The 13,685-nt window shown below is 60.2% G+C and carries 16 protein-coding genes; 7 read left to right on the top strand and 9 right to left on the bottom strand.

The window, feature by feature from the left end; genetic code table 11:
- Positions 1–3: 3 nt before the first annotated feature.
- The 4 genes from GYK42_RS01075 to petA form a co-directional block, all read right to left on the bottom strand.
- The gene (locus GYK42_RS01075; protein WP_166445993.1) at positions 4–615 is read right to left on the bottom strand and encodes a glutathione S-transferase N-terminal domain-containing protein; all 612 of its coding nucleotides are present in this window, start codon (positions 613–615) and stop codon (positions 4–6) included.
- 120 nt (positions 616–735) lie between these two features.
- Positions 736–1,500 carry a cytochrome c1 gene (locus GYK42_RS01070; RefSeq protein ID WP_034753006.1) on the bottom strand — a complete coding sequence of 255 codons (765 nt, stop codon included), beginning with the start codon at positions 1,498–1,500 and terminating at the stop codon, positions 736–738.
- 36 nt (positions 1,501–1,536) lie between these two features.
- Positions 1,537–2,949, bottom strand: coding sequence for a cytochrome b (locus GYK42_RS01065; RefSeq protein ID WP_166445992.1), 1,413 nt, complete (start codon positions 2,947–2,949; stop codon positions 1,537–1,539).
- 2 nt (positions 2,950–2,951) lie between these two features.
- Complete coding sequence (gene petA, locus GYK42_RS01060) at positions 2,952–3,560, bottom strand: ubiquinol-cytochrome c reductase iron-sulfur subunit (RefSeq protein WP_034753009.1); 609 nt, start codon at positions 3,558–3,560, stop codon at positions 2,952–2,954.
- 412 nt (positions 3,561–3,972) lie between these two features.
- On the opposite strand from petA, the gene mscL reads away from it, so the two are divergent.
- Genes mscL through GYK42_RS01040 form a run of 4 tightly spaced genes read left to right on the top strand, consistent with a single transcriptional unit; the run spans position 3,973 to position 6,698 of the window.
- The gene (gene mscL, locus GYK42_RS01055) at positions 3,973–4,422 is read left to right on the top strand and encodes a large conductance mechanosensitive channel protein MscL (protein WP_046681989.1); all 450 of its coding nucleotides are present in this window, start codon (positions 3,973–3,975) and stop codon (positions 4,420–4,422) included.
- 41 nt (positions 4,423–4,463) lie between these two features.
- The gene (locus tag GYK42_RS01050; RefSeq protein ID WP_072455825.1) at positions 4,464–5,624 is read left to right on the top strand and encodes a Do family serine endopeptidase; all 1,161 of its coding nucleotides are present in this window, start codon (positions 4,464–4,466) and stop codon (positions 5,622–5,624) included.
- A 21-nt stretch (positions 5,625–5,645) separates the two neighbouring features.
- Positions 5,646–6,338, top strand: coding sequence for a DUF2461 domain-containing protein (locus tag GYK42_RS01045; RefSeq protein ID WP_166445991.1), 693 nt, complete (start codon positions 5,646–5,648; stop codon positions 6,336–6,338).
- Positions 6,339–6,353: 15 nt separating this feature from the next.
- Positions 6,354–6,698, top strand: coding sequence for a hypothetical protein (locus GYK42_RS01040; protein WP_235432792.1), 345 nt, complete (start codon positions 6,354–6,356; stop codon positions 6,696–6,698).
- Positions 6,699–6,732: 34 nt separating this feature from the next.
- Here GYK42_RS01040 and GYK42_RS01035 read toward each other — a convergent pair whose 3' ends face one another.
- From GYK42_RS01035 to GYK42_RS01015, 5 genes are all read right to left on the bottom strand, one after another.
- Positions 6,733–7,773 carry an NAD(P)H-dependent glycerol-3-phosphate dehydrogenase gene (locus GYK42_RS01035; protein WP_166445990.1) on the bottom strand — a complete coding sequence of 347 codons (1,041 nt, stop codon included), beginning with the start codon at positions 7,771–7,773 and terminating at the stop codon, positions 6,733–6,735.
- 36 nt (positions 7,774–7,809) lie between these two features.
- Positions 7,810–8,271: an SH3 domain-containing protein gene (locus GYK42_RS01030; protein WP_051991348.1), complete on the bottom strand. Its 462-nt coding sequence runs from the start codon at positions 8,269–8,271 to the stop codon at positions 7,810–7,812.
- An 82-nt stretch (positions 8,272–8,353) separates the two neighbouring features.
- The gene (gene secB / locus GYK42_RS01025; protein WP_046681993.1) at positions 8,354–8,827 is read right to left on the bottom strand and encodes a protein-export chaperone SecB; all 474 of its coding nucleotides are present in this window, start codon (positions 8,825–8,827) and stop codon (positions 8,354–8,356) included.
- A gap of 160 nt (positions 8,828–8,987) precedes the next feature.
- Entirely contained in the window at positions 8,988–9,254 is a 267-nt protein-coding gene (grxC, locus tag GYK42_RS01020) for a glutaredoxin 3 (RefSeq protein ID WP_034753025.1), read from the bottom strand.
- Between the two features lie 25 nt (positions 9,255–9,279).
- Positions 9,280–9,696 (bottom strand): rhodanese-like domain-containing protein, encoded by a 417-nt coding sequence (locus tag GYK42_RS01015; protein WP_070220898.1) that lies wholly within the window; start codon positions 9,694–9,696, stop codon positions 9,280–9,282.
- Positions 9,697–9,802: 106 nt separating this feature from the next.
- Here GYK42_RS01015 and gpmA point away from each other — a divergent pair, with 106 nt between their 5' ends.
- The 3 genes from gpmA to GYK42_RS01000 all read left to right on the top strand — a co-directional run bounded on the left by gpmA (position 9,803) and on the right by GYK42_RS01000 (position 13,621).
- Entirely contained in the window at positions 9,803–10,549 is a 747-nt protein-coding gene (gpmA, locus tag GYK42_RS01010) for a 2,3-diphosphoglycerate-dependent phosphoglycerate mutase (RefSeq protein ID WP_034753030.1), read from the top strand.
- A gap of 76 nt (positions 10,550–10,625) precedes the next feature.
- Positions 10,626–12,080 carry a murein hydrolase activator EnvC family protein gene (locus tag GYK42_RS01005; protein WP_166446232.1) on the top strand — a complete coding sequence of 485 codons (1,455 nt, stop codon included), beginning with the start codon at positions 10,626–10,628 and terminating at the stop codon, positions 12,078–12,080.
- A 47-nt stretch (positions 12,081–12,127) separates the two neighbouring features.
- Complete coding sequence (locus tag GYK42_RS01000; protein WP_046681996.1) at positions 12,128–13,621, top strand: S41 family peptidase; 1,494 nt, start codon at positions 12,128–12,130, stop codon at positions 13,619–13,621.
- The last annotated feature ends 64 nt before the right edge of the window (positions 13,622–13,685 follow it).

Below are 13,685 nucleotides of genomic sequence, written 5' to 3'. Positions count from 1 at the left end.
CTTTTAACGACGCATCACTTTTTCCGAAGGAGTGAGTGCTTCGATATAGGCAGGACGCGAGAAGATGCGTTCGGCGTATTTCATCAGCGGTGCAGCCGTCTTCGACAGTTCGATGCCGTAGTGGTCCAGGCGCCACAGCAGCGGCGCGACAGCCACGTCGAGCATCGAGAATTCGTCGCCCAGCATGTACTTGTTTTTCAGGAACAGCGGCGCCAGGGTCGTCAGGCGGTCGCGGATTTCCGCGCGTGCCTTGTCGTGGGCCTTGTCGTTGCCCTTGGCGCGTTCGCTTTCCAGCACGTGCACGTGCACGAACAGTTCTTTTTCGAAATTGAACAGCATCAGGCGCGCGCGGGCACGCATCAGCGGATCGGCCGGCATCAGTTGCGGATGCGGGAAGCGCTCATCGATGTACTCGTTGATGATGTTCGATTCATACAGGATCAGTTCGCGTTCGACCAGGATAGGCACCTGGCCATACGGGTTCATGGTCGAAATGTCTTCCGGTTTGTTGAACAGGTCGACGTCGCGCACTTCGAAGTCCATGCCTTTTTCAAACAGAACCAGGCGGCAGCGTTGCGAAAATGGGCAGGTTGTACCCGAATAGAGAACCATCATTTTTTATAGTTCCTTAGAAACAAAGGGGGTGAAGCCGCGAACGGCTCACCCCAGGTCGCTTGTCCACTCATGCGGACAACGCAGAAACAGGCATAAACCGGCCTATGGCCGGCGCCTCACTTATTTGACTTCCTTCCAGAACGACGCGTTAAGGCGCCATGCCAGCAGAGCAAAGACCGACAGGAACAGCAGCACCCACACGCCCAGGCGCTTGCGTGTCTGCTGTGCCGGTTCGGCCATCCACTCCATGTAGCCGACCAGGTCGGCTACCGCATTGTCATACTCGATCTTGTTCAACGTACCTGGCTTGACCTGCTCGAAGCCGGTAAATTTGTGGATCTTCTTGCCAGCTTCGTGCGGATCATTCTCTTCCACGAACTTGGCAGTCTGGACACCTTGCAATTCCCATAATACATGCGGCATGGCAACATTCGGCACGACCATGTTGTTCCAGCCGGTCGGACGAGTGTCGTCTTTATAGAACGTACGCAGGTAAGTATACAGGTAGTCGCCGCCTGTGCCAGCGGAAGATGATTTCGCGCGCGAAATTACCGACAAATCCGGCGGTACGACGCCAAAGAAGGCCTTGGCGTCCTGCGCTGCCAGGCTTGTCGTCATCAGGTCGCCCACTTTATCACTTGTAAACAACAAGTTCTGCTTGATCTGGTCTTCCGTCAAGCCCAGGTCGCGCAGGCGGTTGTAGCGCATCGACACGGCAGAGTGGCAATTCAAGCAATAATTGACGAACAATTTGGCGCCATGCTGCAGCGCTGCCATGTTGGTCTGGCGGTCAGGCGCCTTGTCCAGCGGAAAGCCGCCTTCGCTGGCGAGAGCCATGGCGGGCACGAGGGCCAGGATGGCGAGCAGTTTTTTTGCAATCTTCATATGATGTATGTCCTTTGAGCGTGGCGTGAGAGCGGCTTAGTGCGGGTGAAACGTCACACGCGACGGCACGGTCTTGAACTTGCCCATGGCACTCCACCATGGCATCAGCAGGAAGAAGCTGAAGTAAATCAGTGTGCACACTTGCGACACGATGGTCTTGGTATCCGTTGGCGCCTGGGTCCCGAGGTAGCCGAGGATCAGGAACGACAGGCCGAAGATGGCATAGATGTATTTGTGCCAGGTCGGACGGTAGCGGATCGATTTCACGGGCGAATGGTCGAGCCATGGCAGGAACGCCAGGATCACGACGGAACCGCCGAAGAACACCACGCCCCAGAATTTCGCGTCCAGCACCTGCGGCAGCATGCCGATGATGGCGACGAGGGCGATGCCGGCGATGACCGACTTGACGATCGTCGACAGGCGCGACTTGAGCCAGATGAACACCACGTAGGCAGCCACGACACCCATCAGCACGTACATGAAGTCGGCCGTGGTGGCGCGCAGCACCGAGTAGAACGGCGTGAAGTACCAGGTTGGCGCGATGTGCAGCGGGGTCTTCAGCGAGTCGCCTGGCAGGAAATTGTTGTATTCCAGGAAGTAACCGCCCATTTCCGGCGCGAAGAAGACGACGGCGCTGAAAATGACGAGGAAGATCGATACGCCGAACAGGTCATGCACGGTGTAGTACGGATGCGATGGAATGGAATCGACCGGGTGGCCATCGGCGCCCAGGTTTTCCTTCACTTCGATGCCGTCCGGATTGCTCGAACCCACTTCATGCAGGGCGATCAAGTGCGCTGCAACCAGGCCCAGCAGTACCAGCGGGATGGCGATCACGTGGAAGGCGAAGAAGCGGTTCAGGGTCGCGTCGGAAACAACATAGTCGCCGCGGATCCACAGCGACAGGTCAGGGCCGATCAGCGGGATGGCGCCAAACAGGTTGACGATCACTTGGGCGCCCCAGTACGACATCTGGCCCCATGGCAACAGGTAGCCGAAGAACGCTTCGGCCATCAGGCACAGGAAGATGGCGAAACCGAACAGCCAGATCAGCTCACGTGGCTTGCGGTACGAGCCGTACAGCAGGCCGCGCGTCATGTGCAGGTAGACGATGATGAAGAAGGCCGAGGCGCCCGTCGAGTGCATGTAGCGCACCAGCCAGCCCCACGGTACTTCGCGCATGATGTACTCGACGGAATTGAAGGCCAGGGCCGCATCCGGTTTGTAGTGCATGGTCAGGAAGATGCCGGTGACGATCTGCAAGACCAGCACCAGCATGGCCAGAGAGCCGAAGATGTACCAGAAATTGAAGTTTTTCGGGGCGTAGTATTTGCCCCATTGGTCGTTCCACAGCTTGGTCAGGGGAAAGCGGTCATCGACCCAGCCCAGCGCTTTTTCGGCGACGGGAGCGTCTGCCGGGAATTTCGTCTCTTTGAAAGCAGCCATGATCAAGCCTCGCCTTTCTCGTCTTTACCTATCAGCAATTTGGTGTCGCTCAGATACATATGACGCGGCACTTGCAGGTTGTCCGGCGCCGGCTTGTTCTTGAACACGCGGCCTGCCATGTCGAAGGTGGAGCCGTGGCAAGGGCACAGGAAGCCGCCTTCCCAGTCATCGGGCAGCGACGGTTGCGGGCCGGGGGCAAATTTCGAGGAAGGGGAGCAGCCCAGGTGGGTGCAGATGCCGACGGCGACGAGGATTTCAGGCTTGATCGAGCGCGCCTCGTTCATGCAGTATTCAGGCGTGAATTCGGCGGGATTGCGTTGGGAATTGGCATCGGCGACTTTGCCGTCGGTCTTTTTCAGGGACGCGATCATTTCCGGCGTGCGCTTCAGGATCCAGACCGGCTTGCCGCGCCATTCGACGGTGCGCATTTCGCCGGGTTGCAAGGTGGTGATGTCTACTTCGACCGGCGCGCCAGCCGCTTTCGCGCGCTCCGACGGCTGGAAGGTGCTTACCAAGGCTCCCGCGGTTGCCAATCCAACTACACTGCCCGCCGCGCACGTGGCGACGAGCAAGCCGCGACGGCCTGAATCGACCTGCTTTTCGTTACTCATGCAAACCCCAATCAGTCAAAATGCGAATCTTTATTATGAGTGGCAGCCGCGAAAAACCCGTCGCCGAAGCTCTATCCCACTGATTGCCGCGATCCGCATCTTTGTACGGTAACGTGGCAACATCCCTGCGGAACTTCGGCCAATGGCGCAGCCCGTGCCAGTTTCTTGTTGATTATCCGGAAGTGAAAAAGCCACTTCTGGCAACCGCAAATTATAAGTGAAGCAAACAACGAATAAAACAAAAACGTTGCTTGTACCATAATTTATATACTTTTGCAGGAGGTGGCTAGTTCTTTCGAACTAGATGCGCATGGCTGTGCCGGAATTGGTCCTGCCGGCAACCACAAGTTGGTGTCCCCAGGAATCAATAGTATGATCGGCATGTTTTTATATCTATCCGAAGGAGAAATTCATGGCAATGATGCAAGAATTTAAAGAATTTGCAATGAAGGGTAACGTCGTCGATCTGGCGGTCGGTGTCATTATCGGTGGCGCCTTCGGCAAGATTGTCGATTCGCTGGTGCAAGACGTGATCATGCCGCCTATCGGCCGCATTTTCGGCGGCCTCGATTTCGCCAATTACTACCTGCCCCTGAATGGGCAAGCCACCACTTTGACCCTGGTGGAAGCGAAAAAAGCGGGCGCCGTGCTGGCCTACGGTAACTTCCTGACCATTCTGCTCAATTTCGTCATTCTCGCTTTCATCATCTTCCAGATGGTGCGCCTGATGAACAAGGCCCGCCGCAGCGAACCGGTCGCGCCGGCGCCAGCACCGGCCACACCGGAAGACATCGTCCTGCTGCGTGAAATCCGCGACTCCCTGCAGAAGAACGGACAGAATAGCAACGATCTGGCAAAATAAGTCGTTCCGGCACGGGCCGGCTGACCTGGGCAGAGAACTGTATGCGACGATTCTGGTTATTGTTTGCGCAAACCGTGACGATCGCGTTGGCGCTGTACTTTGTGTACGGCGCGCTGCGCCCGGCCAGCCGGGTACAGCAACTGGGCTCTCCCGCGAAACCGGTGCCCGTGGTGGAAACGGCGTCGAGCAGCCTGGCGCCCGGCTCCTACCGCGACGCGGCGGCACGCGCCATGCCCGCCGTCGTCAACATCCTCACCCTGCAAGTGCCCAAGCGCGGCGCCCATCCGCTGGCGCGCGATCCTTTCTTCAAGCGTTTCTTCGGCGACCGCGACCCGGACGACGGGGATGACGACGATTTGAAAAACAGCCTCGGCTCCGGCGTCATCGTCAGCCATGAAGGCTATGTGCTGACCAACAACCACGTGGTCGAAGGCGCCGATGAAATCGAAGTGGTGCTCACCGATGGCCGCAAGGCGCCGGCCAAGGTGGTGGGCCTGGACCCGGAAACTGACCTGGCCGTCATCAAGATCGACCTCGACAAGCTGCCCGTCATCGTGCTGGGCCAGTCGGAACTGGCGCGCGTGGGTGACGTGGTGCTGGCCATCGGCAATCCGTTCGGTGTGGGCCAGACAGTGACCATGGGCATCATCTCCGCCCTGGGCCGCAACAACCTGCACATCAACAGTTTTGAAAACTTCATCCAGACGGATGCGGCGATTAATTTCGGCAACTCGGGCGGCGCCCTGGTCGATACGCGCGGCAATCTGATCGGCATCAATACGGCGATTTACTCGCAAAGCGGCGGCTCCGTCGGCATCGGCTTCGCCATTCCCGTCTCGACGGCCAAGACGGTGATGGAAGCCATCATCAAGGATGGCCACGTGGTGCGCGGCTGGATCGGCGTGGAAACGCAGGACATCACGCCCGAACTGGCGCAAAGTTTCAACTTGCAGCGCACCAGCGGCGCCATCATCGCCGGCGTGGTGCGCAACGGCCCGGCCGACAAGGCGGGCATCGTGCCCGGCGACATCCTGCTGACGGTGCAAGGCAAGCCCGTTGGCGATACGACGGAAATGCTGAATCTGATCGCCCAACTGCCGCCCGGCGAAAAAGCTAAAATGACGGTGCTGCGCAAGAATCGCGAAGCGGCACTCGACGTGATGGTGGGCAAGCGCCCCATCCCGAAAGAGCTTTCCAAATAGTTGCTGATCGGAATTTGACACATGCATGTGCGTGATTTGACCCAATTTTTACGTGAACTGAGCGACAACAACAACCGTCCCTGGTTTGTGATGAACAAGCCCCGCTACGACATCCTGCGCGAGGAATTCCTCGCGCTGGTCACCAGCCTGATCGGCGAGCTGGGCAAGTTCGACCCGGCAGTGAAATACTGCAATCCGAAGAAGGCCTTGTTCCGCATCAACCGCGACGTGCGCTTTGCCCATGATAAAAGCCCGTATAAGACGCGTTTTTCGGCCGCCATCGCGCCGAACGACATGCGCCGTCCCAGCAAGGCGGGCGGCCCCACGTATTACCTGCAGATCGACGGCCAAGGTAACTTGCTGTTCGGCGCCGGCGAATACATGCCGCCGCCTGGCCGCCTGAAGGCGCTGCGCGAGCACATGGTCAACGACGCGCCAGGTTTTTCCAAAGTGCTGAAGAATAAGCGCTTGAAGGCCCGCTTCGGCACCATCCAGAACGAGGGCAAGCTGCAGCGCCCGCCGAAGGGGTTTGACGCGGACGCCGAACATATCGAATTCATCAAGCTGAAGAGCTTTTTTGTCTGGACCGAAGTGCCGCTGCCCGTCAACGAGCCCGAGAAACTGCTGCCGACCCTGGCGGAAGGCTTGAAGGATGCGTGGCCGCTGGTCGAGTGGATGCGCGGCGCGAAAGAGCCGGAGGAAGTTACCGAGTAATTGCCGAAGGAGCACATGATGGCACTGGAGCACGCAAGTTCAGGACAGGTGATCGAGGTGCTGCGCAGGGACGGCGACGACCTGTCGCAGTTTTCCGCCATTGCGCTGGCCAAGACGGATGAACTGGAACTGATCCGCATGTGCATGCCCAAGGGCAAGACCATGCCCGAGCATCATGTGCTCGGTGAAATCACCCTGCTGTGCCTGCAAGGGCAGGTGGCGGTGGAAGCACATGGCGGGGTGCAAGTACTGGGGCCGGGGCAGATGCTGTATCTGCTCGGCGGCCAGGCGCACGCCCTGGAAGCGCGCGAAGACAGCTTATTGCTGCTCACCATACTCATGCACAAGGCGGGGCGCTAGGTTTTCCTGGCTGGTCAGGACACCTTAGGTCGCCTTAGGCCGCCTCGGCGCGCGGGTCGCGCGACAGCAGTTGCTGTACCATCACGTGCGGCAAATCTCCATCGAACAGCACGCCGGCCACGGCATTCGTGATCGGCATGTCGACGCTCATGCGGCGCGCCAGTTCGCGCACGGCCTTGGCGCACGGTACGCCTTCGGCCACGTGACCGAGTTCAGCCACGATGGTGTCCAGTGCCTTGCCTTGCGCCAGGCCCAGGCCGACCCGGCGGTTGCGCGACAGGTCGCCCGTGCAGGTCAAAATCAAGTCGCCCATGCCCGTCAAGCCCATGAACGTTTCCGTCTGGCCACCCAAGGCCGTGCCCAGGCGCGTGATTTCCGCCAGGCCACGCGTGATCAACGCGGCGCGCGCATTCAAACCCAGGCCCAGGCCATCGGCCACGCCCGTGGCAATGGCCAGCACATTCTTGACGGCGCCGCCCACTTCCACGCCCACCAGGTCGTCGCTCGCATACACGCGGATGGTGCCGCCATGCAAGGCCGAGACGACGCCGGCGCGCAAGGCGGGGCAGTGCGAGGCGATGGTCAGCGCGCACGGCAAGCCGCGCGCCACTTCCTGCGCGAACGAAGGGCCGGACAGGGCGCCGCCGGGGATCTTGTCGCCCAGCACTTCCTGCACGATCTGGTGCGGCAGCAAGCCCGTGCCGCCTTCAAACCCTTTGCACAGCCACACCAGGTTGCCAATGGCCTTGTCTTTCAGCTGATGCAGCATGGGCCGCAAGCCCGCCACGGGGCAGGCGGCAATCAGGAGGCCCTGTTCGCCAGCGGCATGCGCGACGGCGGCGTCGAAATCGGCACTGATGCGCAGTTGCGGCGGCAATGCGAAGCCCGGCAAATAACTGTTTTCGCCGCTGGCGGCCATGGCGGCCATGGCCTCGCCATTGCGGCCCCACAGCAGTACGTCGTGGCGGCCGGCCAGGGCCATGGCCACGGCCGTGCCCCAGGCGCCGGCGCCCAGGATGGTGATCTTGCGGGCGGCGGGAATGCTATCGGGAGTGACTTCAGGGGAAACTTGCATGCAACCTCAACGGGGCAGGGGGAACGGACGCGGTGCTTACAGGCCCCACACTTCGCTGGTCTTGACGTAGCCGCTCTGGCCATCCTTGTGGCGCACCTTGACCCAGCCGGAACTCGCTTGCTCGCTCATTTCCAGCAGCACGCCCTTGTCGACGAGGAGGATGGCGGAGGCGGTGTCGTCGGGGCTGGCGCGAACCTTGAGGTTCGCGGCGCGCGCCACGACGTTGCGCTTGGCCGACAGGCCCTTGGCTTCCGTCCAGGCCATTTCGCCGCTGGCGTCGCGTACCTTGACCCATTCGCCGTAGCTGAGCACGACTTCCAGCGGCATGCCGCGTGGCGCCACGTACAGCTTGCCGCCCTTGGAGGATGGCGCGTCATACAGGATCACGGGGGCGGCGCCCACCGTTTTGAAATCGACGGCGTGGCTGGCGGCGGTCGCCAGCAGCAACACGGCGCCGGCCATCCAGCGGAACTTGCTCAAGAGCGCACTTTTCAACATGATATTTTGAACCTTAACGAAACACGGCGGCCAGGCCGCCGTGTCAGGCCAGCCTTGACGGCCAGCGGGGTCTTGCAAAAGCTTAGTGCGTTTCGCTGGCTGCTGGTGCTGCGGCAGCGGCGTCAGCAATAGCTTGCAGACGTTGTTGGTAGAACACTTCGAAGTTGATCTCGGCCAGGTGCACTGGCGGGAAGCCGGCACGGGTGATCACGTCGGCGATGTTGGCGCGCAGGTAAGGGTAGATGATGTTCGGGCAGCCGATTCCCAGCAGCGGATCGAGTTGATCGGCAGGAATGTTGCGTGCTTCGAAAATACCGGCTTGCTTGCCTTCAACCAGGAAAGCGACTTTTTCGCCGACTTTGGCGGTCACGGTGATGGTGACGGTGGCTTCGAAGATGCCGTCGGCCAGAGGCGTAGCGCCCACGTCCAGAGCCACTTCGATCGCTGGTGCTTCTTGTTCCAGGAAAATAGCTGGGGAATTTGGTTGTTCCAGCGACATGTCTTTCAGGTAGACGCGTTGGATTTGGAAGACTGGTTGCAGATTTTCGTCAGACATGGAACGCTTTCGTTGTAAGGGACAAGAACGGCACACCGTTCAAATATGGTACTTGCGGTATTCAAACCGTGCCGGATAGGCACGGCCAGATCAGGTGCGAGGGCAATTGTATCAAAACAATACGACAAAAAACCAAGCAATTTCTCGAACCCGCTTTATATCAGGCTGCCGTGCCGTTTAACAAGGGGTCGAGCTTGCCAGCTTGATCGAGCGCATACAAATCGTCGAATCCGCCCACGTGGGTGTCGCCCACATAGATTTGCGGCACCGTGCGGCGGCCCGTGCGTTCCATCATCTTGATGCGCTCTTCCGGGTCGAGGTCGACGCGGATCTTTTGCACGGCGACGCCCTTCGATTCCAGCAGGCGCTCGGCGCGCACGCAATACGGGCACACGGCGGTGCTATAAACAATAACGGGTACGGTCATGATCATTCCTTCAGTTAAGGCTGGCTTATTTCGCCAGCGACAAGGTTTTCAATGGCAAACCTTGCTTTTTCCATTCGTCGAGGCCGCCTTCCAGGCTCGTTGCCTCAGCGAAACCGGCTTTGCCCAGCAGGCCGACGGCGGTTGCCGAACGCGAACCTTTCTGGCAAACCACTACAATGGGGCGCGTTTTGAATTTTTCCAGCTCGCCCATGCGTTTTGCCAGTTCCGGCAGCGGAATATTTTTCGCGTCAGGCAAGTGGCCTGTGGCGAATTCTTCGGCGCTACGCACGTCGACGATGATGGTCTTGCCGCGGTTGATCAGTTGCGTGACTTCCAGCACGGTCGCGCGCTTGCCGCGCATCGACAGCAGTGGCCAGAGGAGGGCGCCGCCGGAAATAATGACGATGGCAAACAGAAAAATGTGGTCGATAATGAATTTCACGTAGGGTCCAATGGTTTAAGTCAATCCGCGCATTATAAAATAGAAGCTGGACGAGGTCTTTTTACGTTTTGCTTTTTTGATTTGAACCCCTTGAGAAGATAGAACTATGTACAAAATCGTTTTCATGCGTCACGGCGAGTCCACCTGGAATCTCGATAACCGCTTCACCGGCTGGACCGACGTCGATCTGACGGAAAAGGGCGTCAACGAAGCCAAGGCCGCCGGCCAGATCCTCAAGCAGGAAGGTTTTACGTTCGACGTGGCCTACACTTCCGTCCTGAAGCGCGCCATCCGCACCCTGTGGCTGGCGCTCGACGAGATGGACATGATGTATTTGCCTATCAAGAACGACTGGCGCTTGAACGAGCGCCACTACGGCGCCCTGCAAGGCCTGGACAAGGGCGAGACGGCCGCCAAGTATGGCGACGAGCAAGTATTGGTATGGCGCCGCAGCTACGACACGCCGCCGCCGCCGCTGGCGGAAGACGACGACCGCGCCTCGTTCAACGATCCCCGCTATGCCGGCTTGCCGAAAGCGTCGATTCCGCTGACCGAATGCCTGAAAGACACCGTGGCGCGCGTGATGCCGGCCTGGGATGAAGAAATCGCCCCGGCCATCCGCGCTGGCAAGAAAATCATCATTTCGGCCCACGGCAACAGCCTGCGCGCGCTGATCAAGATGCTCGACGGCATCAGCGACAGCGACATCGTCGGCCTGAACATCCCGAATGGCCAACCGCTCGTGTATGAACTGGACGCCGACCTGAAACCGATCCGTCACTACTACCTGGGCGACCCGGCAGCGATCGCGGCAGCGCAAGCAGCCGTGGCGAACCAAGGGAAGGCCAAGTAACTTGTCGTCTTTCTTCCGCGGCACAGCCATCGCCCCCTCTGCTGAACGACCCCTGCCGGCGTGGCGCGCCGGTGCCATGCTGTGCCTGGCGCTGCTGCTTTCCTGCGGCGCCGCGCAGGGCGCCAAGCCCACCGAACGCAGCAAGCAGAAGGCGGCCGCGGAAGCACAACGTGCTGGATTGCAACAAAAGCTGACGGCGCTCAAGCGCGACATCAGTCGTACGGAAAGCGCCAAGGATGACGCGGCCGATACCCTGGCCGAGTCGGAGGAAGCCATTTCCAATGCCAACCGCGCCTTGCGCGACCTGGCGCAGGAGCAAAGCGAGACGGGCGTGAAACTCAATGCGCTGGGGCAAGAGCACCAGCAATTGACGGCGACCGTCGAGAAACAAAAGACGCAGCTGTCAAAGTTGCTGCGTGAACAATATGTCGCCGGCAACGAAGACCGCATCAAGCTGCTCTTGTCGGGCGATAACCCGAACCGCATCAACCGCGATTTGCAACTGATGGCGTATGTATCGCAGGCGCAGGCACGCCTGCTGGAAGCCTTGCGCGCCAATTTGCTGGCCGTGGAGAAAAACCAGGCGGACGTGCAGAACGCCAAGGACGAGCTGGAAGAAATCGCGCAGGAAGAGCGCGACCAGAAGGCCTTGCTGGTGCAAGAGAAGGCGCGCCGCGCCGCCTTGCTGACGACCCTGTCGCAGCGCCTGGTGGCGCAGCGCAAGGAAGTGGGCAATGTCGAGCGCGATGAACAGCGTATGGGCAATCTGGTCGACAAGCTGGCAAAGCTGATCGAAGAGCAGGCCGCCGCCGCCGCGGCTGAAAAGAAACGCCAGCAATTGCTGGCCGAGCAACGCGCCGCCGCCAAAGCGGCCGCCGACGCCAAGATCGCGGCGGAAAAACGCGAACGCCTGCTGGCCGCGCGCGCCAAGGCGCAGGCGGAACGTGAGCGCATTGCCAAAGAGCAGCAGAACAAATCGGGCAAGATCAAGCCGCAAACGCCGCCACCGCCGCCCGTGAAACTGGAACCGATCGACGACGACGAACCGCCCCAAGTGGCCAAGGTGACACCGAAGCCGGAACCCAAGCCGGAACCGGAGCCGGAACGCCCAAGCCTGGGACCGGCCGCGCCAGCCGGCGCCTTTGCCAGCCTGAAAGGGCAGCTGCGCGCGCCCGTGGCCGGCAAGATCGCCGCCCGCTTCGGCAGCAAGCGTGGTGACGGCCCCAGCTGGAAGGGCGTGTTCATCCGCACGGGCGAAGGCAGCGAGGTACACGCCATCGCCGGCGGCCGCGTCGTGTTTTCCGACTGGCTGCGCGGTTTCGGCAATTTGATCATCGTCGACCATGGCGGCCAGTACATGAGTATTTATGGCAATAACCAATCCTTGCTGAAACGGGTGGGCGACGCCGTCAAGGGCGGCGACGCCATTGCCAGCGCGGGCAACAGCGGCGGCAACGAGGAATCAGGGCTATACTTTGAATTGCGTCATCAGGGCCGCGCCTTCGATCCAGCCACCTGGGTGAAGTTTTAAGTTCCCACCATTGCTGCGGCAGCGAATTTGTAGATTGCGAAGAATACATGGGTATCAAAGTCAAAAGTATCGGCCTGATCGGTCTGGGCGTCCTGGCCGGCATCGGCATGTCGCTGCAGTTCCCGGCCGTGGCGCAAAAAATCACGAATGCCCCGCTGCCGCTCGACGAGCTGCGCCAGCTGTCCGACGTCTTTGGCCTGATCAAGTCTGATTACGTCGAGAAGGTGGAAGACAAGAAACTTTTGACGGAGGCCATTTCCGGCATGGTCTCGTCGCTGGATCCGCACTCCGTCTACCTCGATAAAAATGCCTTCAAGGAAATGCGCGAAAGCGTGCAGGGCAAGTTCGTCGGCATCGGCATCGAAGTGAGCATGGAAGACGGCTACGTGAAAGTCGTCTCGCCCATCGAGGACAGCCCCGCCGCCAAGGCTGGCATCCAGGCGGGCGACCTGATCACCCGTCTCGACAACATCCCGCTGAAAGGCTTGCAGCTGGAAGAAGTCATCAAGAAGATGCGCGGCCAGCCGGGCAGCAAGCTGGTGCTGACGATGTCGCGCAAGGGTGAAAGCAAGCCGCTGGTCTTTCCCATCGTGCGCGAGGAAATCCGCGTGCAAAGCGTGAAGGCCAAGATGGTCGCGCCCGGTTATGCCTGGCTGCGCATCGCCCAGTTCCAGGAACCGACCGTCGATGACATGGTCAAAAAGATCAACGCGCTGTATGCGCAAGACCCCAAACTCAAGGGCCTGGTGCTGGACTTGCGCAACGATCCTGGTGGCGTCGTGCCGGGCGCCATCGGCGTGGCGACAGCATTCCTTCCGGGTAACTCCGTGATCGTCTCGACCAAGGGCCAGTTGCCCGAGTCGAAACAGGTGTTTTATGGCCGCCGCGAATTCTATGCGCCGCCGGGCGCCAAGGCCGACCCGCTTGCCAAGCTGCCGGCCGCGCTGAAAACCGTGCCGCTGGTGGTGCTGGTCAATGCCGGTTCCGCTTCCGCCTCGGAAATCGTCGCCGGCGCCTTGCAGGACTACCAGCGCGCCACCGTCATCGGCACGCAGACGTTCGGCAAGGGTTCCGTGCAAACCTTGCGCCAGATCACGGCCGACACGGCCGTCAAGCTGACGACGGCCCGCTATTACACGCCGAAAGGCCGGGCCATCCAGGCGCGCGGCATCGTGCCCGATTTGCTGGTCGATGAAACGGCCGAGGGCGATGGCTGGAACAGCCTGCGCGTGCGCGAGGCGGACCTGGAAAAACACTTGAGCAGCAACGACGGCAAGCCGGAAGCGGCCAAGCCGACGATGGAAGGCATGCAGGATCAGCTGGAAGAAGAGCAGCGCCTGATCGCCACGGCGAAAAAGCGCAAGCCGCTCGAGTACGGCGCCAAGGACGATTTCCAGCTGCAGCAAGCCTTGAACCACTTCCAGGGCTTGCCGGTACAACTGGCCAAGGCAGACGCCAAGGTTGAAAAAATCGGTGCCAAGCCGGAAATCGCTTCCGACATCAAGGCCGATGACAAGAAGATTCCTGTGCGAAAGCCTTGATGCTTAACCCAATGCAAGTGCCGGGGCCGGACCTGAGGGTCCGACCCCAGGGTTTGATCCGGGT

The organism is Janthinobacterium lividum (assembly GCF_011601275.1).
Lineage (GTDB): Bacteria > Pseudomonadota > Gammaproteobacteria > Burkholderiales > Burkholderiaceae_D > Janthinobacterium > Janthinobacterium lividum_E.
This window is presented reverse-complemented; position numbering and strand designations above follow the sequence as displayed.